Below are 22,477 nucleotides of genomic sequence, written 5' to 3' on the forward strand. Positions count from 1 at the left end.
GCCGGCATACTGTCATACGTCACTCCCGGCGCGTCACCAACCTCCATACTGGATCCCGGCCTTCGCCGGGATGACGACAGTGGTTGGATTCGATCCTCTCCCGTAGGAGCGGTCGGGCCGCGCTCGGCCCATGGCCGCGATTCCGCCCGGCAAGAGGCAAATACATGAGGTCGTCATTCCGCTGGGCCGGCACTCCGGCGACTCGTCAGAGCAGCGAAGCTCACGCCGGAATCCAGTGCGGGCCATAGGCCCGCAGCCGGGCCCGGGCCCGGCGTTTCCGGAAAGGCAGGCACAGCGAGAAAATTAACAATTGTCTTTACCGGGAAGGTACCGCCCCCGTAACTCAACCCTTACGGCAGAAGGAGAGCTTCGGGACGGATGACTCGCCCTCTTCGCGCGCAATGCGCGCCAACAGGCGACAGGTGTAGGCCTGCTGCTCGTATTGCTCCACCAGCCCCAAAACCTGTCGACGGCTGCGAGGATCTTGCAGCCCACGCAACAGGTGCTTCTCCAGCAACGGAGGATTCTGGAATGGATAACGTTGCAATTGCGCAAAACCCGCCCGCACGGTGGCGATGTGCACGGCAGGGGTATAGGGGCCGAGGGTGTCAGCACGCTCGAGGAAACGCTCCAGCTCCCCGTCCACCTCACCCAGGTTCAGCTTCACATCCACCATCTCCGCCCAGCTCTCCGGCCAGAGCGGGCGCAGGGCGGCGGCGCGGCGGTAGAGTGCCAGTGCCTGCTCGTATTCGGCGCGGGGAAATTCCTCACCGGCACTGGCAAAGGCCCGCCAGCCAAGCAGGCGTGCCCTCAGGGTCAGCTGGTAGGGGTTATCCGGGTGCAGGGCTATGGCACGGTCGATGGCCGCAAACGCCTGCTGCAAAGAGGAAGCCGAAGGCGCCCTGCCCTGCTTCGTCCAGTGCGCCAGGCTGTTCTCAACCCGCAGCACTTGCAGGTGCGCCAGGCCCAGGGAGGCGGCGTGCCAGGCGAGCACACCCAGCAGCACCAGCAGCCCGGCAGTCATTGCCAGGCGCGTGCGGGTGGCGCGGCGGAACCATTCTTTTTCCCAGAAACGAAGGGCACCAATGACGCGTGCCCCGAAACCGGCGCGCTTGCGCGAGCGGCGGCGCCGGCGCCTACGGGAAACTTCAGGTGCTGTATCGGAGGTCATGGTTGGCGGTCATGGCTGGCAATCACGAAATGGCTGGCGGCAATGCGCCCGGGATTGTGGCGCACCAGCTCCCAGGATACCGACTCGCCCACCACGGCTTCCGCCGCGCGGCGCCCCTTTTCCAGCACGGGCGGCCGACGCACCTCGTGGTGGGCATCGGTGGCCAGGATGGTCACAAGGTTTTGCTGCAACAGCTCATGCGCACGCTGCATCGGGCCCTCGCCAAAATCCCCGGCCACCGCGCCGGCGGTCACCTGGAACAGGCAGCCGAGGCGCGCCAACGGCAATACCTTGGCGAAGTCACGCAGCACATCCTTGTTGCGCTCCGGGTGCGCGATCATCGGGCGAATGCCCTGCTTCTGCAGCCAGCGGATCAGCTGTTCAACACCGGGCGGGATATGGCTGTGGGGCAGTTCCAGCAGCAGCACCCGGTCGCCCTCCCAGCGGCCCAGGAAGGGCACGCGCCCGGAAGCCACCATGGTGAGGATTTCCTCCGACAGGCGGATCTCCGCCGCCATGCCCAGCTGCAGGGGAATGCCGGCGCCTTCCAGCGCCGCGCGGAATTCGCGGAAAACTGCAGAAATATTGTCGAGGGAATTGTCCCAGCGGCCGGGATGGATATGGGGCGTGGCCACGCAGTGGGTAATGCCGTCGTCCACCGCCATGCGGGCCAGGCGCAGGGCCTGGTCCAGGTCCCGGGCACCGTCATCGATGCCCGGCAGCAGGTGGCAGTGGAGGTCGATCATGCCACTTCCAGGTCGTCTTTCTCTTTATTGCTATCCGACTTGCTTACAGGCTTGCCGGCGGCTACCGCGTCGGCGGGCGCGGGCGTGGCACTGTAGGCGTACTCACCCTCGTAACCGTAGTAGTCGCCGTAATAGCTGGCCTTGGAGGAGGTATCCACCTGGTTCAGCACCACGCCGTCCAGTTTGGCGCCCACCTGCAGCAGGCGACCGATGCCGGTGTTGATCATCTTCTCGCGGGTGCTGTCGGCCTTCACCACATACAGCATGGAATCGGCCACGCGGGATACCACCAACGCATCGCTCACCACCTGCGCGGGCGCGGTATCCAGGATCACGCGGTCGTACTTGTCCGCCAGTACCTGCAGCGCCTTGGCAAAGCGCGGCGAGCTCAAAAGCTCCTGCGGGTTCGGCGGTACGGCCCCGGCCGGCATTACATCCATGCCGCTCTTCTCATCGTGGTGGATGCACTCGGCCAGCTCGTTACTGCCGGCAATCAGGTTGGACAGGCCCGGGTGGTAAACCGGCAACCCGAAATCCTTGCCCACCGACGGACGGCGCATGTCCGCATCCACCAGCAGTACCTTTTCCATCTGCGCCAGGGCAAAGCCCAGGTTCTCCGCCACGGTGGTCTTGCCCTCACCGGGCACGGACGAGGTCACGGAGATAACTTTGGCCGGCTTCTCCAGATGTGAGAGCACCAGGCTGGTCCGCAGGGTGCGCACCGCCTCGGCAAACTGGTGCTGGTCGCGATCGAAGAAGGTGCCCAAGCTCAGGCGCTCGTCCTGGTCCCGCTCCACCCAGGGCAGCAGGCCGATCATGCGCTGGCGCAGCTTGTTCTCCACGTCGTCCGGGTTGCGGATACCGTCATTCAGCGCCTCCACCAGGAAGGCCAGCATCACGCCAAACATGGCGGCCACCACGAATGCCAGTGCCACAATCAACTTTTTCTTGGGCTTGGCCGGATGCCGCGGCGCAATGGCCGGGTCGGTCAGGCGCGCGTTGGCGGCCTCGAAATCAGAGGTCTCGCTGGTTTCCTTGAAACGTGTCAGGAAGGCGTTGTACAGCTGACGGTTTACATCCACCTCGCGCTTCAGCTCGTTGTAGCGGGTCTCCTTGCGGCTCACCTTCTGGTAGTCCCGCTTGGCCTCGGCCAGTTCTTGCTCCAGCGCGCGCTCGTTGGCCTGCGCGGTGCGGTAGTCGTTCTCGATACCGGCAATCAGCTGGCGCACCTCGCCGCGCAGGCTGTTGCGCACCGCGGCCAGCTCGTCCCGGGCAGCGATCATCTTCGGGTGCTTGGGCCCGTAGCGCTGTGCCAGCTCGGATACCTTGCGCGAGGCCTCGGTCTCGGCCTGCTTCACGTTCTGGATCACCTGGTGGTTAAGCACTTCCGGCAGGTTGGCCAGGGCGACGATGTCAGTGCCGCGCTCCTGCACCAGCTGGTAGATACTCTCGGCCTGCTTGCGCTCGCGGCGCACGTCGGTGAGCTGCTCGGTGATCTGGTTCAGCTCCTGTGCCGCCAGCCCCTGCACGCCCTCAACGTCCACGAGGTTCTCGGCTTCCTGGAACGCCTGCAGTTTCGCCTCGGAATTCTCCAGCTTTATTCGCAGGCCCTCGAGCCGCTCGTTCAGCCAGGAAGTGGCCTGCTGGGTAACCTCCATCTTGGCTTCCAGGTGGCTCTCGATAAACACCTCAGCCACGGTATTGGCCACCTTCGCCGCCAGCTCCGGGGACTCGGACTCGAAAGTGATCTTCACCAGCTGGGTGTTGCGCACCGGGGAGATGGTCAGGTTCTCGCTGACGGCAGTGGTCACTTCCTCCAGCTCCAGCTCGCGCTGCTCCTCTTCGGACAGCATCTCCGGCTGGGCCAGGAACGGCAGCCAGCTTTTTACCTGCTCCTTGAATGAAGGTTCCTGCTGGGCCGGGTCGAACAGCGGGTGGCTGGCCAGGTCCAGGCGCTCCACCACGCGGCGGGCAATGCGGCGCGACTTGAGGATCTCGAACTGGGTGAGGAAATATTCCTTGCGGGTGGAATCGAGGCCGTAGACCTCCTCGATCGAAAGCGCCTTGGCCTGCTCCGCCTCGATCATCAGCGTGGCGGTGGCCTGGTAGCGGGGCGTCATGGCAAATACCACCATCGCGGTGAGCATGGCCACGGCTACTGCCAGTGCCGCAATGCGCCACTTGAAGCGGTCGACAATGCGGATGTACTGGCGTAAATCGATGACTTCTTCCTGAAGTAAGCGCTCCTGGTTAAGGTTTTCTTGCTGAGCGTTCATGGTTTACCTCAGAAAAAGCTCTGCTCCACGGTGACAATGTCACCCGGGCGCAACAGGGTGTTCAGGTCGACTTTTACCGGCGTCTGGCTGGGGTCGTCACTGCGCACCACAAAAATCTTGGACTCCGAGGCCCGCTCGGTGAAGCCCTCGGCCAGCGCCGCAGCCTTGCCCACGGTCAGGCCGGGCTGGAAGGGATAGCCACCGGGCTTCTTCACCTCGCCGTTAATAAAGAACGGGCGGAACTCCGCGATGGACACGTGCACGTTCGGCTTGACCAGGTAATCGGGCTTAAGGCCGTCGGTGATACGCGCCTCCAGCTGGGCCACGGTCATGCCGGTCACGCGGATCTCCCCCAGGAAGGGGTAGTTGATCATGCCGCTGTCGGTAAGCTGGGTCTCCAGCGACAGGTCGTCCTCGCCATACACCTTGATCTGGATGCGGTCACCCGAACCCAGCCGGTAGTCGCTCTGCCCTGTCTCTTCCTGCGCCTGTGCCGTCAGTGAGAATACACCCAGCACCAGCGCGCAGAAGGCAAAAAAGGCAGAGCGCAAAGCGCCCTGCCCCAGACTGGAAAATGCCATTTTAAAGTTCATGGTCTGATACCTCCGAGCCACGCCTTATCCAGCCTTACAGTGAGGCGCGGAAACCAAGGGTGGTGAGCGTGCGGTCGGCTTCCAGCCCGTCGATATTGGACTCGCGATCGAAGGTGGTCAGCTCGGCCTCCACGGTCAGCCAGCGGCGCATCTCGTAGTTGAAGCCCAGGGTGGCACCGGTGCGGGTCTCGTCGCGGTCGATACCCTCGTAGTCGGTATCGGCAGCGAAGTAGGCCACTTCGGTGGAGAAACGGTCGGCCCAGCTGTGGCCCCAGGCAATGCTGTGCTCTTCCACCACGGCGAAGTCACCGGTGCCGCGCGGCTCTTCAAAGCGGCGCTCGGTACCGAACTCGAACACGGTGTAGCTGAGCGGGTTCCAGCGCAGGCCCACTTCCCAGGCGGGAGTGGAGTAATCGTCGCGGCCGGCTTCGTCAAACTTCTTGCGACGTACGCCTACCTTGGCACTACCGGTCACCATGGCGGAACCGCGCCACTCCATGCCCGCCAGCAGGTCGGTTTCGCTGCTGTCCAGCGACGAGCCGATGATCATCGGGGCATCGTAAGCAATCTCGCGCTGGCGCGCTTCCAGCACGAAGCTGGAGCGGCTGCCCACGCGAGTCAGCAGGCGGCCGACGGCGTAGGTAGTGTCGCGGTCGGCAAAGTCCAGCTCGCTCTCGTCGTAATTGCGGCTGCGCTTACCCAGCTGCAGCTCCAGGTTGCCCTTGGCGGTATCGGTACCGTGGGTATAGAGGCCATTGATATCGGCCTCTTTATAGCGGAGCGGCTCGTCCAGCAGCTCGCCATAGCCCTGGGAGTAACCGGTACCGCGCTTCTCGTGGGTGTCGGCCAGGCTGCCGCTCAGTTCCAGTTGGTTGCGGGCGTTAAACTGCCACTCGGCACCTGCGTCCAGGAAGTGATCGGTAAAGTCGTCCTCGGCGCTGTCCTGGTACTTGCCAGTGGACAGGGTGTAACCCAGCGCGTAGGCAGACTTGTCGTTTTCGGCAGACAGCAGGAAGCTGGGGGTAAGGATGGTGGCCCAGCTCTCGATCGGGTCCTCGTCAGACAGGGCGACGTTATCGTCGTGGACAAAATCCAGGTTCACCGTGGGCGTAAACTGCACGCCGTTACCCAGGTCCATCGACGCGGGCTCCGACTCTGCCATTGCGTTACCCGCCCCCCACATGGCCAATACGCTGATGGCCGCAGACAACTTCAATTTGTTCATTGTTTTTTCCCGAATATTCCCCAAATTGTCCGTTTTCTGTTCAACCCCAAAACAGACACGTGTCACAAAATTTAACATCGCAATTTAACAGTTTGCCCGCCGACTGGCCAGCAAATGTAAGCGCACGTAATGAATTCTTAATGCTCACCGGCCAACTTTTGCTCAATAGGCATTACTGCCGGTAAAACCACGGAAAACCGTCATGAAAACAATGCGCAGGTCCAGCCACAGGGACCAGTTGCGGATGTAGTGCAGGTCGTGCTCCACCCGCTTGCTCATCTTTTCGACGGTTTCCGTCTCCCCGCGCCAGCCATTCACCTGCGCCCAGCCGGTAATACCCGGCTTCACCTTGTGGCGCAGCATGTAGCCGTCGACCAGTGCGCGGTACTGCTCGTTATGGGCCACCGCGTGCGGACGCGGGCCAACAATAGACATGCGCCCCTGCAGCACATTGAAAAACTGCGGCAGTTCGTCCAGTGACGTGCGGCGCAGGAAGCGGCCGAACGGCGTGATGCGCGCATCGTTGCGGCTGGCCTGCACGACCTTGCTGCCGTTGTCCTGGGTGGTCATGGAGCGGAACTTCCACACCTTGATGGGACGCCCGTCCAGGCCGTAGCGGTGCTGCTTGAAGATCACCGGCCCCTTTGATGTCAGCTTGATACCAAGGGCAATCAGCAGCATCAGCGGTGAAATCAGTACAAGAATGACGGATGACAGCACCAGGTCCTCAAGACGCTTGAGCCAGCCATTCACCCCCTCAATCGGCGTGTCGTACAGGCTGAGCAGGCTGGTGCCACCCACGTGGTACCAGCGGGTATGCAGCAGGTTATTGAAGAACAGGTCGGTAACCAGGTGCACCGTGGCGGTGGTGTCGGCAAAGTCGCGCAGGATTTCCGCAATGCGCTCTTCCTCCCGCAGCGGCAGCGCGATATACACCAGGTCCAGCTCGCCGGCACGGGCAGCCGCCAGGGCATCCTGCACATCACCAAGAACCGGCAGGCCGGCCTTGTCCGCCGCCTCGCCACAGCAATTCGAACCCTGCACCCGATAGAATCCGCCCACGCGAATACCGTGGTGCGGCGCCGCGGCCATATCGCGGGCCAGCTTGGCGCCAGCTTCGGTAACGCCCAGGACCACCGCTGTGCGAGTGTTGTGGTCGCGGGAGCGCAGGAAAAACAGCAGGCGGCGGAAGACGTAGCGCCAGGCCGAGAGCAGGAAGAGCGTGGAGACAAACCAGCTACCGATCACCAGGCGGGAGTAGCTCACGCCCTCCTTGGAGAAGTAACCGAGCACCAGCAGGCACGCACATACTGCGGCCCAGGCCGCCAGCGTCAGGCCCAGCATATGGGCGTAGGTGTCCGCCCGCCAGGAGCGGTAGAGCTCGACGGATTCGGCAAAAAAAGCAAACAGGACAGCGCCCAGCAGACCCACCACCAGCCAGTCGGTGGATAAAGGCTGGCCAAAATAGACGCACCAGAAAGCCAGCATGGACAGGATCAGTACCGCATCCAAAAGGCGGTACAGGGCCGCCAGGCTACTCTGGTGGCTGCGAATCAACCCCTGTGTCACAGCATCCCCCTAATAAACCCCGAAAAAAGGATTTCCCCAAAAATGTTCCCAAAAACCCGGCCTCCCCAGGCCGGCCTTGCAGCGGTCCCCACCGCTGCCCCCAAATTATTTTCAGCCCTTGCGGGCTCTTATCGGGAACGTGATACTGCCATAAATGTGACGAGGATCAAATTATTAAAACAAACCTGATCGCAAAAAACTGCACCCCAGTACAACTTTTAATTCTTGTGGCGAAAATTCACCCTATCTATTACCCGGAATAAAAGCGCGAGCACAAAACCCGCGGCCACCCCCGAGGCATTCGCGGCCATGTCCACCAGTGAAGCCGTACGTCCCGGCAGCGCCCAGCCCTGCCACAGCTCAATACCAGCACCCAGAAAAAGCAGGAAAGTCAGGCCTGGCAGCCACCAGCGCCGCGGGAAACCCAGCACCCATAAGACACTCAAGGTTGCAAAGGCCCCGAAATGCAATATCAGGTCAAAATGGGAAACCACCTGCGGAACCGGCTGCGCTTTCAGGCCCGCGTAAAGCGCTGCAGCCAGCACCAATAAAAAAGAAACCCGGAACAAGGTTTGTAACACGCCCTACCACTCCAGCGAACAGCTCCACAGAGCTTTTTGATTACAGCGCATTACGCCAATGCGACACGTCGGACTCGATTCGGTATCCAGGCTACCGGAGCCATCCCCTGCCACAGTGGTAACTGGATGCCGGCCTACGCCGGCATGACGAGCAACGCACTTAAACCACTCTCGTCATCCCGCTGGGCCTGCGCCCCGGCGACTCGTCAGAGCAGCGAAGCTCACGCCTGGATCCAGTCCCGCGAGGCCATCAGTAAGCTCAGAAAGTACCGGATATCACATTTATCCGGAGCACCCCAGGAAATAAACACCAACCCCGGTGTCGTCATCCCGCTGGGCCGTCATCCCGGCGTAGGCCGGGATCCAGTCTCACGGAACCATCAGTAAGCGCAGACATTTGGGGAGAGCGACATCCGCAGAATGCCTTGGGACATGAATCAAACCCGCGAATACTGATCCTCCAGCCGCACGATGTCATCCGCGGTTCTCGATCACCAGGGACTCTTTTTAATCATCTATTTCTTCACTTCACTGACACCAGACTCACCTGAGTTAGCGCCATTTCTCAGCTGGCAGACTTTTTCACGTAACAACAACCACGCGAACTGGGCATTGGTTACTAGGTAACGTTTCCACATACGGCGCGGCTCTTGGAGTACGCGATACAGCCACTCCAGTCCGGCGCCTTGCATCCATTTGGGAGCACGTTTGACTTTCCCCGCGACCACATCGAAAGTACCGCCGACCCCCATGACGAAATTCGCCCCAAGCTCATCCCGCCATTTGTTAATGAAGTTCTCTTTTTTGGGTGAGGTTATTGCTACAAAAAGCAGCTTTGCACCCGAAGCGCGTATCTTGTCGACTACAGCCCGCTCATCATCCCAGAAATAGCCATGGTGATAGCCCGCCACTATCAAGTCAGGGTTATCACAACCGACTTTTTCAGCCACCTTGGATACAACTTCTTCACGTGCACCAAGCAGGTAGACAGGTAAGCCACTTCGTGCCGCCATGGCAAGTAACTCATGAAAAAGGTCCACACCGGCAACTCGCTCGGGCACGTCGTGCCCACAAAAACGAGCTCCCCAGACGACTCCCATTCCATCAATATTGATTATATCGCATGCGGTTACTGACTCAGCGAGAACTGGATCTTTTCGCATATTGATCATCTTCGCTACATTAACCACAACATGCTGAACAAATAGGCCCGCCGAAACGCTTTCCTTGATTAGTTCCACAGTTTCACGCATCGTCATACAATGCATGCGACAATCTAAAAACTCTATTTCTTTTTGTTGCATTGTATTCCCGATTATTGCATGTATTGACCGCCGTTTACCGAAAAAGTCTCACCAGTAATAAAACTCGACTCATCGTGTATTAAAAACCCAACGACACGAGCGACCTCACTTGGCGAGCCAAGGCGACCTACAGGGATCTTAGAGATAACTTTATTCAGAATAGCTTCGGGAATTGAAGCCATCATATCGGTATCTATATAACCCGGCGCGACACAATTTACAGTGATGCCGTGCTTCGCCACTTCTAAAGCGAGAGATTTCGTAAATCCGACAATTCCAGCCTTTGCCGCAGAATAGTTTGTTTGTCCGTACTGACCTGAAAGACCATTGATAGAACCAATATTGACTATTCGACCAAACCCGCGGCGCTCCATGCTGTCAAGCACGGACCTACAGGTATTAAACACTGAATTCAAGTCCGTCTCGATAACATCCAGCCAAGCCGATGGCTCCATCTTCTTCAGTAAAGAGTCTCTCGTAATACCGGCATTATTAACTAAAATAGCGATATCTCCGAACTCCTCTGAGATACCCTGCATAGCTTCTTTTGTTTCCAAAAAATTAGAGGCATCAAACTTTACAGCTGGGATATCAAAATCTGACGTAAATTGAGAGGCAGCCGCCTCATCAGACCTATAACTGGCTACAACTTCATACCCAGAATCCTTAAGATACAGGCTGATAGCCTTTCCTATTCCACGCGTCCCGCCAGTTACAAGAGCCACCGCTGACATTACTACCTCACTAAATTAATCAACATAAATCGACAACCAAAATCAGGGAGCACTAATTCTCTTTAAAACGTCTCTAAATAGAGACCGCTCTCCTTGACCGCACTCAGCCATCTCCGAACCCTTCCTAATGAAAAGTTCGTAAGTGCTTTCGGGTGACCAATAACGACAAAGTAATTAGCGCCTCGCTTATATTCTTGCAAAAATGCTTTTTCCAAAAGAGAAGCCTTGTAGCCATCTATCGAGACGACTGTGCTTGACTTCCTAGCCAACAACTCGAGGGTGTCAACCTTACTTTTGGCGATAGCCACACCATCGCCAAACGACTTATCTTTCAAATCCTTTCTCAAGATTCTTCTTGTAGCAAATTTCCAATAAAATATCGGAGAGACCTCTATCGATGAGATCGGAATTTCCAAAAATCGACCACTGTTATCGACCGTGCAAGGATCATCTTCGAACCGCCACGGCCCCTCTTCCGGCACCTCCCTGAAATCGAATCGATGTGTTCTGGATTTGGAGTAGCCACCCCGATATACAGTACTATCAGTAACAACTCCCTCTCGATATAGAGCGTCGGAGATGTGAGAGAATGGCTGTATGCACCACCCCCCGGCCCTGTAAACCGTGACTTTATCTGCCAAATGCGAGTTCAACTCCTGGACGGACTCTGAAATTAGAGATGACGCAGCCTCCTTATCCCACAAAGAAAATCGATACCTATTGGTATTTAGCGTCCAGCTATCTTTTGTCCAATTACTATCGTTCCAGTGCGGGTGCAAATGAAGCTGAATTTGGTGACCGCGAGCCTCCAAGCTCTTAATATGGTCTACCACAAGTTCATAATCAGCTTTAAGAATCGACGAGCCAGCCTTTAATTTCTTCAGACGAAGCAAATATGTTGCGTCAACGAAAAATACAGCTTTCCAGCCAAATTCATCGAGCACAGCGATCAACTTTTCGGATGCGGTTACCAACGAAGCCTCTGGCGTGCCAACCTTGCGCCCAAAAAAAAGTTCATAATCTAACGTCAACAAGATGCGCATAAATATAACCTACTGAAAAAAGGAAAGCGCATTCCGCACCCCCTCTTCTTGCTTCGAATCTAGTCTTACACGCCCGTAAATAGAGTGACCTTGCAACAGCATGGACAAAAGTGTGTGAGTCATCCGCCTAGCGTCTAACAAAGAAACTTCCGAGTCACCGAGCCGATATGTTTCAATCGCACCAGAGTCAATCAGGAACGTCCTTGAAATTTCGCAGTCACGCCGTGAAGAAAGCCGTAAATTATGCGCCCTTGTCTCTACAGCTACATCTAGTAGGTCCGACTTACATCGAATCCTAAATACTTTATCGGAATAAACTTTAAAGGGGAGAAAATCCAAAATCATATCTTCATAAACATGGAAGTTGGTAACCGAGTTAAGACCTACACCAAACATCAATATTTTACCGCCTCGTTCCACGAGCTTCCGATATGGACTACATTGATCGAATGGCGTCTTCCCTTTGTAGTGCTCTTCTACATAAAGAGAGCTATCCTGCCCTACGGCGACAACAGAATGGCTCGGATGCAAGCTACGCACGCAATGCTCGTTCTTCAAAACTAAATTTGATACCGCACCCATGCAATTCCTAGCAGAAGCAAGATCAAATTCTCTTAAAGATTCCAAATAGTCACTTGCCATACCAGTAAAAGGTAGCGCTGGTGCAAGCAAAGTACACCTATTTTTTTGAGAATTCTCTAGTAGGAAGCCTGTGACAGCCACCGCCCCCCCTTCAATCTTTCCAATGTTAGACATAGAAGAATGAACAAGTAGATCGCTATCCAATTTAAAGCGCTGCAGAACAGACTGCCACTCTTCCCAGCTCACGAAAACTCTTTCCTTACGCTTTCGCGCTGCTTTAATCTTTAAATTTATTCTTTCTTTATCGATTCTATCTCGTAGAAAACGAGGGAAATATGGCTTCATTTGCTTAATTATTTTTCTCACTCTTGACCTCCATTAGGTAAGTAGCCATCGCATAAAACATCCAGGCCTGGGACCAACGCATATATGGGATTTTTGACGTAAAGAAGCTATTGATTTGATAGTAGAAAAAACCGTCATCAGACTGCATATTTTCGATAGTCCACCCCAAAACTCTATCGATAATCGCACGATGTTCTTGGAAGCGACCAAGTTTAGACAGCGTAATTACTAGCTGTGCGGGCGAATGAACATCGATTGGGTATGTCGAATTATTGTAATATTTCGGGACTCCTGCATTTGTAAAAAAATTATCAATGTAGTAACTCAGCCCTTTATCAACAACAGCAGCGAATCCTCGATCGCCGGTATATTTTTGATAATCGTGAATACACTCAATGTTGTATCCACTATGAAAGCCGTCAACCCACTGATGGAAGGAAAGAGGACTATATGGCCAAGAGCCATCCGATTTTTGGCCGCCACACACGTATCTAATTGCGCGCTCGGAAAATTCTAGTAACTTAGGGTCATTAGTGTAGCGGTAGAGCCTAGAGAGAAATCTTGCGGCTAACGCGGTAGCATTGTAGACAGCAGAATTGTCGTAAACCGTATATGAGACAGATATCGAACCATCAGGATACTCTACTTGGTTCAAATCATTTAAAATAAATGGTGCTATATCACTAGCTTCACGTAACGCTGCTTTATTTCCAGCCAGCTCGTAAAAATCCAACAGGCCATTCCCAATATAAGTAGAGGCGACAACTTGGGGCGCCCCAAACGGCTGAAAGAACGCCTTTGTTTGCCAGTACCCAGGGAACCCCCAACAGTTCCCACTATAGCCATCCGTCTTTTGAGAAAGGATTAACTCAAATAGCCTATTACAACAATCTAAATCAGCATTGGACCTGGAAATACTATATATCCGAGCATAGCCAGCCAGAAGAAGCCCCAAGCCCTTTGGGATGTATTTTTTATCTATCCCAAGGACTCTGCGAAAATCAATTGGTGAGCGTTTTATCAGCTGCTGAACAAGAAGTCGAAAAAACCGGTACCGAAAAAAAACGGTATTATTAAATCTACCGGATAACCCGTCGAAAGGATCGTTGCCCCGATAGCCTTCCCGTTCAACATAGTTTCGCAATTTGCCAAAGCTAGTTTCAATCAGATCACTATTAGCCGTACTCATAGCTTCCTTTTCACAACGTCGAGACACCAAGAAAGAACAAAATGTTCTAAATTAATCAGCGCATCCTCCAGAGAGGGGACTTTAGCGCGCCATTAATAGCATTAAAAATAAATTATAAAACTCACCCGTCACCGACGTTCAGCAGCTTTCCGTACAGCACATCCAACTGTGGAATTATTGCATCCAAGCTGAAGTTCATATCAAATTTTTTCAAGGCAGCCTCACTCAGCCGCCTATTAAGATCTCGATCCTCAATCAAAGCTATGATCGATCCTGCCAAGGCATTTACATCACCAGCCTCTACTAATAAACCATCCTCATTATGCGTAATCGCATCCGGAATCCCTCCAGCGAAAGTAGAAACTATGGGGATACCAGATGACATTGCTTCTAGGATCCCCATAGGAAATCCTTCATTATAACTCGGCAAACAATATACATCCGCTTCCGAAATTAGTCTTCGCTTTTTTTCCCCAGAGACCCAGCCTAAAAACTCTACCTTCTCCTGCAAGCCCAGAGCTTGCACCTCTTGAATGTACGGCTTGATATTTCCGTCCCCACCCAATTTTAAGCAAGCGTTAGGGTGAATGCGCACCACCTGAGCAAAGGCTCTAATTAACTCCAGAACCCCCTTGCGTTGCCCAATGCGACCTAAAAATAGAACCAAACCCGGCCGCACTTTAGCGCGGCTCACTGTCATTTTCGGGACAGCGTTGTATATAACCTGAACATGGTCAGATTTATGCAGAGTTGACTTTGCCCAGGTTATCCAGTGACTGGATAGAACTATTACGGAGTCAGCCAGATCAAAGGTCCTACGAATATGCTTCTGCCATCTAGAGTTACATTCATCAGAATAAAACTCACGAAATTCAGCACCGTGAAGGTGTATAATGACCTTCCCGCCTAACCATTTAACCAGCCGAACGATTAGAGATTTTCGTATATAGCTTCCCCGGGAGGCCATGTGAATATGAACAAGGCCGATACGCCGAAAAATCAAATAAAAAAATAATTTTACTAAAGCGCTTATGTATAGAAACCCAGCACCAAGGAAACCGAACTTATTTTCACCGCGGTGCGTAACTATAAGCCTGACATTATGTTTTTCAAGAAAACCACTTTGGCGATAACTGTCTAAAACTGTTGAAATACCGCCAGCACCACTAATATCTGTGGCTAATGTGAGGTTAATCAACTTTCTCAAAACTATGCCTCGATCTTGCAGATAGCTTGCTTAATTTTTCCATTGGTGGTTCTCTCCAATTTCTGAACCTTGCTTACTTTGACTTGCATGTCTTTCCCGAGCCTATCTTTGACATTTGCGACCAATTTTAGCTCCTCATAAATATCGAATCTCGAATCAGAAACTACGTTTACGGTAATCTCTTTCTCTCGGATTTGAATAAATTGAGAACCTAAAATACCTCCTACCCCCTTTACACATTGATCTAAAGCAAAGATTTTATGGCCACTCGATGCGAAAACAAAGTCAACTTTTCTTCCATCAATTCGATCCACCAGGGGGTATGCACGCCCACATGGGCAACTATTCTCTTCAGACAATATGACATGATCACCAGTCTTATAGCGAATCAAAGGATAATAAAAGTTATTAAAATTCGTACCTACTATCTCGTAAGTACCATCACCACAATCTAGAAACTCCACATCGGAGTAGTCGGTCAGTACGTGATAGCGCCCGTATTCACAGTTAGCTATGGCCGCCACTCTCTCAAACAGGCCGTACCAGTCATATACTTTACATTGAAAACGCTCCTCAACCAGCTCCCGATCTGCCGTTGTCAAACACTCAGACGACGTAACTATCGACTTAATTTTCCCCGGATAGTAATCCCCTATAGAAGCTAGGTATTTCGCCAATGCTGTAATAGAGGAGGGATAGGTTTGAATAATGTCGACCCCGTATTCCACTAGCGCCTCAATATAGAGAGGCATGGCTTCCTGCGTCATATGAAAGGAAGAGAGCAGGATCATGTGCTCAAATTTCGAATAGCGCCAATAGGGGGGCGCTTTCTGCTCTACAGGGACTATCAGGTCACCGCGTATCCATGCCCGCCTGTCGCCTTGTTCAAAGCCTGCCCATTTCAGATGGCGAGAGATAAAAGCTTGCTCCCGAATAATAGACTCCATTGACTGCGGAATCACAAGGGGGGAGCCGGTCGTACCGCTAGTACTACCTTTCACCAACACGGTAGGTTTTATCTTGCTTCGAAATCTGAAAGGAGAAGCGAGAACATCTGCTTTCGAGATAATTGGGAAGACAGATATAGTAACCTTTGATGTGTCGCCACTCCTGAAAAACGCATCAACGTTTGTTATTGCGTTTTTCAATACCAATTCCCGCCTTTTTTTAGCATATAAGGAAAGTCGTTGGGGATCCTTCTCATTAAGAACAAGCTCCGAAAGAATGCGATCCTTTTGGCGGGTTTCTCTGAGAAGCTTTCTGAGTAAGCCTCGGCAGGAAACGATGACATTTTGCAACCAAACTGGCGACTTCCTATAAAATAAACTTGAAAACATCAAAGCCTCGCGCTCTATAGACGCCAGCTAACCCGGCAGAAAATTTATAAAGATTCAACGTTTATGCAGCTTAAACTAATACCCAAAGCGTTCGCTCTGGACACTATAAAGGCGGAATACCCAACTTCCGATCACTTAAACAGATCCCCTCTCAGCAGGCTTTTGAACACTATCGTAATTCAGAGCGAGTCTCTGATTTTGAACGAACAATCCTCTCAATAGCAGTGCGATGTAAATATACTGAATATAGCGATGCCCCGAGATATTAATACTTTCGCCAGCCAAGGAACTTAGGAAAAAAAATATAATCACGAATAAAGTATAAAAAGCCTGTCCACGCATATGCTTGTCATATGCTTGCAATAAGAGACAGAGAAATAGACTGTAAAGAATCGTGCCCACTACACCCAGGTTGACCAGCAGCCATACTACGTCATTGTGCGTCGATGATTGCATCGTTTTTTCCTGCCCGCGGAAAACCTCCATGATCGCATTCGACGAAAAGTTTAGTCCATTACCGAAAATATAATTTGCGATTCCTTCCGAAGCAAACGCGTCCCATGCGATTCCCGCCAACACGAACCTTCCCTCGAAGAATTCCTCGCTCTCTTGTCCTTTTCCAACGAAAGGTATATCTGAGAGCCTATCCATAACCCTATCAGGAAAGAGCAATGTAACCACTACTACTGAGAGCACCAAGCCCAAAGTGGCCATCCACAGCTTTTGAAAACGACCGGTAACAAAGAGGTGGAGAAATATAAAAATTACAATACACAGTATAAATGTCCTTGTGAAATTCGATGCAAGACCGGCAAGCACCAAAAAAAACAGGACTGTCTCTAATCTTGAGACCGTTCCAACAGTGTACCAGCGATAATAAATTAATAGAGATATAGACATAAGGGATGCTGACCCACCAATACTCATTAGCAGGCCACGCGGCCTCAGTGCCTCCCCCCCCGCCCCCCAATATTGGTCTAGTCCAAAGAAGCTCATAGCTGCCGCTGGGCTAGCAATATACGCACTCGCCTGTACGAGAGTATAAAGCGCGCATATCGCCCCCAGAATAAACAACCTCCGCTCAAACCGTATCAATCGCATAGGGCACGCAACAGTAAGAAAAGCGAAAAATATTACGAACCCGCCAAGTATCCTTATAAAGGTTGCGACATCCTCGGCGACATCATGTCCAACTGGAATGCGAACAAGGCAATTCAACAAAAATGCCACCGCAGACAAAAACAACAATAAATATGAGCGTTTGACGCCACGTAAAAGTACTATAAAAAAAGCAAAAAATACTACTAGTAATCCTATCCCTCTCGAAGCCTGCTCGCCATAGGGGAGAGCTTTGATTAATGGATATAAAAGATACCAGCTGACAATGATATTAAGCAGCCACTCAACTAAATTGTCACCAACTTTTAAACGCATCTTTTTTCCACGTTACAATTAGTCCGAGGCTCAAACCGTAGGTTGCTATATACAGCGCTGCCGCGCCCAATAAACCATAGAACTGAATCACCATCGAAGTTAGTGAAGCGAGAATTGCTACCGCAATCAGCGATGAGACCATTACAACACGGTATGAGCCCATGCCGAATAAGTAACTAGAGAGAACGCCATAGAGAAAATCAAATACGGCACCCAAGATTAGGATCGCGAGGCAGGTAAATGCCATTTGATATTCGGTTAGTTCAAAGCGCTCAAGGAGAAACAAGAAGTTTTTATTGCCTTGTACGTAGTAGATGGTCAGTGACAAAAAAGCTGAAGAAACAATCATCCACAATAATTTTTTCCCATAACCAGATAACTTTAGAGCATTAGTTCCAGCCAAGGGAATAATCGCTCTAGAAACTGCAGAAAAAAGCATTTTGGGTAATGAATAAAATACGATTGCCAGATCGAAACTCGCTGCGTAACCTTTATCTACCAAATAGAGGCTTTCTCTTAGAAAAAAGAAATACGCTAAAAATATAATAGAGCAGGCTACAAATTTACCCCCATCCATGAGTAAAAGCCATATCGCGCTGAGATACGGACCACATATCGATATTGCAAGCGTACTTTTACGAACGATAAAAAATAGAGTTATGACAGAAGCGAGTAGCTGTGCTGAAAATAGATACAGAGCATCTAAATAGCCACAAGCCAATATTATCACTGTGACTATTAGCTTGCATATAGCGTCTATAGATTCTATCTTCGCCACCTCATATGATTCACCTCTTGACAGCGCGCCACCCGCATATATCGCGATAAGCCCTTGGAAAAGAAAACCAAAAAATAACACAAACAAGAGAGCTTGCTTCGGCTTACCAGCTTGGTCAATATCAAGTCGGCCAGTAAAAAGGAATGAGCAAATAGCAGACAGAAAGACTACTAATATAATAGCCGCGGGGACGTATGCGGCCAAGCCTCGTGCCCTATAGTGCCCGCGGGAAAGGGTGGCAGCCATATTAAATGTGGAGAGAGGTAATAGCGTTAAAAATAATGCGAACATAATACTGTAGTCGGCATAGCTGCTGACGGGCAAGCAAAACACCAATAACAGTTTGGTGGAAAGTGCTATCGCTCTTACTGCAATCGAGCCATAAATGAGAGGCACTACTACTCGGGAAATCATGCTTATGCAGTTAACGTCAAAATTCGCTTGGTTATTTCGGACCAAGAATGCTCTGCGCCAACTTTTGTAGCCTGCCCGCCATCCTGCAGAACTAATTTTATTTGATAAGCAATCTGATCAGCATCATTTTCCACAACATATAAGCCTTCCGCATTAATCTCCGGTATCCCGCCGAATTTTGATGCGATAACGTTTGTTCCACTTTCTAATGCTTCCAGTATCACCATCGGCATGGTATCTTGATAAGTAATATGACAGTGTATCAAAGAATTTCTGTATATAGTGGTAGGATCCTGGAGACCTGAAAACAGATGAATTCGACCAACTAACCCCTTCTCGGAAATTAACTTAACCACTCTTTCCGAGAGGGCTCCACCTCCAACAACTACTAGATCAACGTCCACGGCCGGGTTTTCGGCTAGCTTGGCATAAGCTTGAATCAGGAGTTCGAGCCCCCTTACTTTTTCAGCGTACTCCATAACCCCAACATAACTTATATAGCGCTCGGGAAGTCTCAGAGCTAATTCCGCGCTGGGATTCTCCGAAACTGTTACTCCGGTCATCAGAACTTCAGCGTTACTGTATCGCCGAGAGAGCTCCCTACAGTATTTATTTTTCAAATATTGAGAAATAAACAACACTTGAGAAGCTGACATGTCCAAGGCGAGGAAAATTAGATTCCGTAACTCATTATTACCCAGTGGAATGTCAGAGTGCTTATATGCGAATACAGATACTTTCTTAAAACTAAAAACCCTTGCGTATAAAATCGCTGCCAACTGTAGGTACCAAGCGCAGTGACAATGTACGCTATCCGGCCGTTCCCTTACTAGCTCCCGTAGTGCCCTGTAAGTCTTCCCTAGCCTAGAGCTGGGCCATTTAACCAGTTTATCTTCTTTGTCTGGAGAAATGACTTTAACTTTGCTCCTGAACCCTACGACCATTTCACGCTCTATAGCCTTCACATAGGTAGATATACCGCCTAAACGCTCATAAAATGTTGACAAGAGTACAATTTTTGCTGGCGTTCTCATCGAAACAAACCACACGTGTCGATCACATATTTTTGAGCGAGCTTTGTAAGATCTAAGGATTTGAATTCACGATGAGCTACTAGCCCCACGACAATATTGGATTGTTCGACAGCTTCGTCAGGGGTGACAAGGTTGACTTTGTCGGCTAGAGAGTCAGGCAGGCTGTCAATATTAGGCTCCGATACCAGGATCTCGGCTATTTCCGTTTTAACAAGATGCTCAACGATTCTTAAGGCCGGGCTCTCTCGTAGGTCATCGATATTTGGCTTAAAGGAAAGCCCCAAACAAGACACCACTGGCTTCTTAAATTCGTCGGCTGCTTTAGTGACCAAATCAATTACGTGAGCTGGCTTTTCGTCATTTGTATGCCTGGCTTGCTTTATGAGCCTAGCCTCGTCAGGACAACTATCAACAATAAACCATGGGTCGACGGCGATACAGTGGCCACCCACACCGGGACCCGGTTTGAGGATATTAACTCGAGGGTGGCGGTTAGCGAGGCTAATGAGTTCCCATACATTAATTTTTAGCTTGTCACATATCATCGAGAGCTCATTGGCGAAAGCAATATTCACATCCCGAAATGAGTTTTCGGTAAGTTTTGCCATTTCGGCAGTGCGAGCACTGGTGACGATACACTCCCCCTTTACAAAGGTCTGGTAGAGCTCAATCGCCTTGTCACTGCAAGCCTTTGTCATACCGCCGATTACCCGATCATTGGCGACCAATTCCTGAAGCACATAGCCGGGGAGTACTCGCTCTGGGCAATGAGCCACTTTGATATCGGCGCTATCACTTTTTGTCTGAGGGAAACTCAGGTCCGGGCGTTCTTCCTGTAGCCACGCGGCCATCTGCTCGGTGGCACCCACCGGCGAAGTGGACTCAAGAACAATCAGATTCCCTTTTTCCAACACCGGCGCGATGGACTTGGCTGCGGCCTGAATGTAAGAAAGGTCAGGCTCTTTGGAGCCCCCTTCCGGTGTTTCTTTAAAAGGTGTGGGAACAGCAATCATGAACGCATCTGCCGGCTCGGGTTCCAGGGTGGCACGCAGTTTTCCGGTATTCACCACGCCGTGCACGATGATATCCAGATCCGGCTCGACAATATGAATACTGCCGGAATTGATGGTATCGATGACTTTCTGGCTGACATCCACACCTATGACGTCAATGCCGCGAGAGGCAATGACGGCGGCAGTGGGCAGACCAATGTATCCCAAGCCAATTACAGAGACACGCTTGAATTCGGATGCCTTAGCCATTGTTCACAATTTCCTCGATAATTCTTTGACAGGCTTTTCCATCACCATATGGGTTATGGGCAAAGCTCATCTTTTCGTATTCTGATTGGTCATCCAGCAGATCAATGGTACCGGTGACGATTTTCTGGATATCTGTGCCGACCAGCTTGACCGTGCCGGCCTCGACAGCTTCAGGTCGCTCGGTGGTATCACGCATAACCAGTACTGGCTTACCCAACGACGGGGCCTCTTCCTGGACGCCGCCGGAATCCGTAAGGAGTATATGGGCCTGGTTCATCAGGTAGACAAAGGGCAGGTAGTCCAGCGGTTCGATCAGGTGCACATTGCTCAGTCCGCTGAGATGGCGATTGACTGGTTCCTGGACATTTGGGTTCAGGTGGACCGGGTACACCACCTGGACATCTTCCCGACCGGCGATTTCCCGGATGGCGTGGCAGATGTTTTCAAATCCTGCGCCGAAGCTTTCACGGCGGTGCCCGGTAACCAGGATCAGCTTCTTGTTCCGGTCCAGGAAGGGAAACTGTGCTACCAGCTCACCCTTGAGGTGATCATCAGCCTCAATTTTGGTCACAACCTCCAGCAGTGCATCGATGACGGTATTGCCAGTGACGACTATGCGCTCTGCGCTGATGCCCTCAGCCATGAGATTTTCGCGAGCCCCCTGGGTGGGCGCAAAATGGTATTGGGCGATGGCACCGGTGAGTTTGCGGTTGGCTTCTTCCGGCCAGGGGCTGTAGATATTGCCCGTACGCAGGCCCGCCTCCACGTGGGCAACCGGTATCTGCTGGTAATAGGCCGATAGGGTAGTTGCCAGGGTGGTAGTGGTATCGCCGTGAACAAAGACTCGTTCCGGTTGGAAGTCAGCGAGTACTTCTCTCAGGCCCAGAAGGATACGGGATGTGATGTCGTACAGGTCCTGCCCGGCCTTCATAATGTTGAGGTCGTATTCCGGTGAAATCCCGAACAGGTCCAGAACCTGGTCGAGCATCTCCCGATGCTGGCCGGTGACGCAGACCCTGGCTTCGAATCGGGAATCTTTCTGCAGAGCATTGACCAGCGGCGCCATCTTGATGGCTTCCGGGCGCGTCCCAAATACAACCAACACCTTCATTCTTATTTCTTCCGTTTTCAGTTCTGCATCTCAACACTGGCTGTCGGCGCTAGTGGTGAATATCACACCAGCGGCACTGTGCGAGCACTCTTAACCGGTAATACCGTGAGCGGTAAGGAGAGGAAATAAGATTGGCAGTCCCGCACGTAAACTCAGCGCGCGCGGCGTGGTGATAGGATCTCAGCGGTGTTTCCCCAAAAAACACCCGCAGGCACACAGCTCAAAGGCTGAGCGAAAGGCATCCCCCAATCTTACCTCCCTTACCTGTCACTCATCCTTTTTCGTCTTTTTTGTGGCTTTGAGCGACCAGCTCCCCAAGCAGATCTCACCACAACTGTGACAGGCTTTGCACTTTAGCGGCTCACCGTTTTATTTCAATACATAGTGAAAGGTTTTAGCCCAGTGGGCCATGTTTTTCGGTGACTGCGCGCCCACGCCGGTCACACTGTTCTTTTTTTATCCAGCGCTTCTTCTTTCCAGCGCTTCTTCTTTAAGGTTTCCGGCGCATGTTTTTTGGAGTGGCGCAGCGAGCATTGAGTAAC

At 52.0% G+C, this 22,477-nt stretch carries 19 protein-coding genes; all 19 read right to left on the minus strand.

Annotation, left to right across the window (positions count from 1 at the left end):
- Positions 1 to 343 precede the first annotated feature (343 nt).
- Complete coding sequence (locus BLT26_RS02820) at positions 344 to 1,171, minus strand: VpsP family polysaccharide biosynthesis protein (RefSeq protein ID WP_091507894.1); 828 nt, start codon at positions 1,169 to 1,171, stop codon at positions 344 to 346.
- A complete protein-coding gene (locus tag BLT26_RS02825) occupies positions 1,168 to 1,917 on the minus strand; it encodes a tyrosine-protein phosphatase (RefSeq protein WP_091507898.1) in 750 nt (249 codons plus the stop codon). The genes BLT26_RS02820 and BLT26_RS02825 overlap by 4 nt, the downstream gene beginning before the upstream one ends.
- Entirely contained in the window at positions 1,914 to 4,193 is a 2,280-nt protein-coding gene (locus BLT26_RS02830; protein ID WP_091507902.1) for a GumC family protein, read from the minus strand. The genes BLT26_RS02825 and BLT26_RS02830 overlap by 4 nt, the downstream gene beginning before the upstream one ends.
- Before the next feature lie 8 nt (positions 4,194 to 4,201).
- Positions 4,202 to 4,774: a polysaccharide biosynthesis/export family protein gene (locus BLT26_RS02835; RefSeq protein WP_091508785.1), complete on the minus strand. Its 573-nt coding sequence runs from the start codon at positions 4,772 to 4,774 to the stop codon at positions 4,202 to 4,204.
- A gap of 46 nt (positions 4,775 to 4,820) precedes the next feature.
- Positions 4,821 to 6,011, minus strand: coding sequence for an outer membrane beta-barrel protein (locus BLT26_RS02840; protein ID WP_175453000.1), 1,191 nt, complete (start codon positions 6,009 to 6,011; stop codon positions 4,821 to 4,823).
- A 162-nt stretch (positions 6,012 to 6,173) separates the two neighbouring features.
- Positions 6,174 to 7,580 (minus strand): undecaprenyl-phosphate glucose phosphotransferase, encoded by a 1,407-nt coding sequence (locus BLT26_RS02845; protein WP_139169360.1) that lies wholly within the window; start codon positions 7,578 to 7,580, stop codon positions 6,174 to 6,176.
- A 218-nt stretch (positions 7,581 to 7,798) separates the two neighbouring features.
- Positions 7,799 to 8,161, minus strand: coding sequence for a VanZ family protein (locus BLT26_RS02850; RefSeq protein ID WP_139169361.1), 363 nt, complete (start codon positions 8,159 to 8,161; stop codon positions 7,799 to 7,801).
- Positions 8,162 to 8,676: 515 nt separating this feature from the next.
- A complete protein-coding gene (locus tag BLT26_RS02855; RefSeq protein WP_091507913.1) occupies positions 8,677 to 9,465 on the minus strand; it encodes a WecB/TagA/CpsF family glycosyltransferase in 789 nt (262 codons plus the stop codon).
- A gap of 11 nt (positions 9,466 to 9,476) precedes the next feature.
- Complete coding sequence (locus tag BLT26_RS02860) at positions 9,477 to 10,199, minus strand: beta-ketoacyl-ACP reductase (protein WP_091507917.1); 723 nt, start codon at positions 10,197 to 10,199, stop codon at positions 9,477 to 9,479.
- Between the two features lie 62 nt (positions 10,200 to 10,261).
- Entirely contained in the window at positions 10,262 to 11,242 is a 981-nt protein-coding gene (locus BLT26_RS02865; RefSeq protein ID WP_091507920.1) for a polysaccharide deacetylase family protein, read from the minus strand.
- Between the two features lie 9 nt (positions 11,243 to 11,251).
- Positions 11,252 to 12,190: an AAC(3) family N-acetyltransferase gene (locus tag BLT26_RS02870; protein WP_139169363.1), complete on the minus strand. Its 939-nt coding sequence runs from the start codon at positions 12,188 to 12,190 to the stop codon at positions 11,252 to 11,254.
- The gene (locus BLT26_RS16175; protein WP_139169365.1) at positions 12,174 to 13,358 is read right to left on the minus strand and encodes a prenyltransferase/squalene oxidase repeat-containing protein; all 1,185 of its coding nucleotides are present in this window, start codon (positions 13,356 to 13,358) and stop codon (positions 12,174 to 12,176) included. The genes BLT26_RS02870 and BLT26_RS16175 overlap by 17 nt, the downstream gene beginning before the upstream one ends.
- Positions 13,359 to 13,479: 121 nt before the next feature.
- Positions 13,480 to 14,565, minus strand: a complete 1,086-nt coding sequence (locus BLT26_RS02875; RefSeq protein ID WP_091507926.1) for a glycosyltransferase family 4 protein — start codon at positions 14,563 to 14,565, stop codon at positions 13,480 to 13,482.
- Positions 14,566 to 14,567: 2 nt separating this feature from the next.
- On the minus strand, positions 14,568 to 15,902 hold the full coding sequence (locus tag BLT26_RS02880) for a phenylacetate--CoA ligase family protein (RefSeq protein ID WP_091507929.1): 1,335 nt from the start codon (positions 15,900 to 15,902) through the stop codon (positions 14,568 to 14,570).
- Positions 15,903 to 16,037: 135 nt separating this feature from the next.
- Positions 16,038 to 17,336: an O-antigen ligase family protein gene (locus BLT26_RS02885; RefSeq protein ID WP_091507933.1), complete on the minus strand. Its 1,299-nt coding sequence runs from the start codon at positions 17,334 to 17,336 to the stop codon at positions 16,038 to 16,040.
- Positions 17,317 to 18,510: an MATE family efflux transporter gene (locus BLT26_RS02890; protein ID WP_139169367.1), complete on the minus strand. Its 1,194-nt coding sequence runs from the start codon at positions 18,508 to 18,510 to the stop codon at positions 17,317 to 17,319. The genes BLT26_RS02885 and BLT26_RS02890 overlap by 20 nt, the downstream gene beginning before the upstream one ends.
- Positions 18,511 to 18,530: 20 nt before the next feature.
- Entirely contained in the window at positions 18,531 to 19,562 is a 1,032-nt protein-coding gene (locus BLT26_RS02895; protein WP_091507942.1) for a glycosyltransferase family 4 protein, read from the minus strand.
- Positions 19,559 to 20,824 carry a UDP-N-acetyl-D-mannosamine dehydrogenase gene (wecC, locus tag BLT26_RS02900; protein WP_091507945.1) on the minus strand — a complete coding sequence of 422 codons (1,266 nt, stop codon included), beginning with the start codon at positions 20,822 to 20,824 and terminating at the stop codon, positions 19,559 to 19,561. The genes BLT26_RS02895 and wecC overlap by 4 nt, the downstream gene beginning before the upstream one ends.
- Positions 20,817 to 21,935 (minus strand): non-hydrolyzing UDP-N-acetylglucosamine 2-epimerase, encoded by a 1,119-nt coding sequence (wecB, locus tag BLT26_RS02905; RefSeq protein WP_091507949.1) that lies wholly within the window; start codon positions 21,933 to 21,935, stop codon positions 20,817 to 20,819. The genes wecC and wecB overlap by 8 nt, the downstream gene beginning before the upstream one ends.
- Positions 21,936 to 22,477 lie beyond the last annotated feature (542 nt).

Origin of the sequence: Microbulbifer yueqingensis, from assembly GCF_900100355.1 — a bacterium.
GTDB classification, from domain to species: Bacteria; Pseudomonadota; Gammaproteobacteria; order Pseudomonadales; family Cellvibrionaceae; genus Microbulbifer; species Microbulbifer yueqingensis.

Coding starts and splice junctions, on each gene's coding strand:
- BLT26_RS02820 (WP_091507894.1), bottom strand. CDS start 1,171: ATGACCTCCGATACAGCACCTGAAGTTTCCCGTAGGCGCCGGCGCCGC.
- wecB (WP_091507949.1), bottom strand. CDS start 21,935: ATGAAGGTGTTGGTTGTATTTGGGACGCGCCCGGAAGCCATCAAGATG.
- BLT26_RS02840 (WP_175453000.1), bottom strand. CDS start 6,011: ATGAACAAATTGAAGTTGTCTGCGGCCATCAGCGTATTGGCCATGTGG.
- BLT26_RS02880 (WP_091507929.1), bottom strand. CDS start 15,902: ATGTTTTCAAGTTTATTTTATAGGAAGTCGCCAGTTTGGTTGCAAAAT.
- BLT26_RS02830 (WP_091507902.1), bottom strand. CDS start 4,193: ATGAACGCTCAGCAAGAAAACCTTAACCAGGAGCGCTTACTTCAGGAA.
- BLT26_RS02855 (WP_091507913.1), bottom strand. CDS start 9,465: ATGCAACAAAAAGAAATAGAGTTTTTAGATTGTCGCATGCATTGTATG.
- BLT26_RS02865 (WP_091507920.1), bottom strand. CDS start 11,242: ATGCGCATCTTGTTGACGTTAGATTATGAACTTTTTTTTGGGCGCAAG.
- BLT26_RS02825 (WP_091507898.1), bottom strand. CDS start 1,917: ATGATCGACCTCCACTGCCACCTGCTGCCGGGCATCGATGACGGTGCC.
- wecC (WP_091507945.1), bottom strand. CDS start 20,824: ATGGCTAAGGCATCCGAATTCAAGCGTGTCTCTGTAATTGGCTTGGGA.
- BLT26_RS02860 (WP_091507917.1), bottom strand. CDS start 10,199: ATGTCAGCGGTGGCTCTTGTAACTGGCGGGACGCGTGGAATAGGAAAG.
- BLT26_RS02885 (WP_091507933.1), bottom strand. CDS start 17,336: ATGCGTTTAAAAGTTGGTGACAATTTAGTTGAGTGGCTGCTTAATATC.
- BLT26_RS16175 (WP_139169365.1), bottom strand. CDS start 13,358: ATGAGTACGGCTAATAGTGATCTGATTGAAACTAGCTTTGGCAAATTG.
- BLT26_RS02895 (WP_091507942.1), bottom strand. CDS start 19,562: ATGAGAACGCCAGCAAAAATTGTACTCTTGTCAACATTTTATGAGCGT.
- BLT26_RS02835 (WP_091508785.1), bottom strand. CDS start 4,774: ATGGCATTTTCCAGTCTGGGGCAGGGCGCTTTGCGCTCTGCCTTTTTT.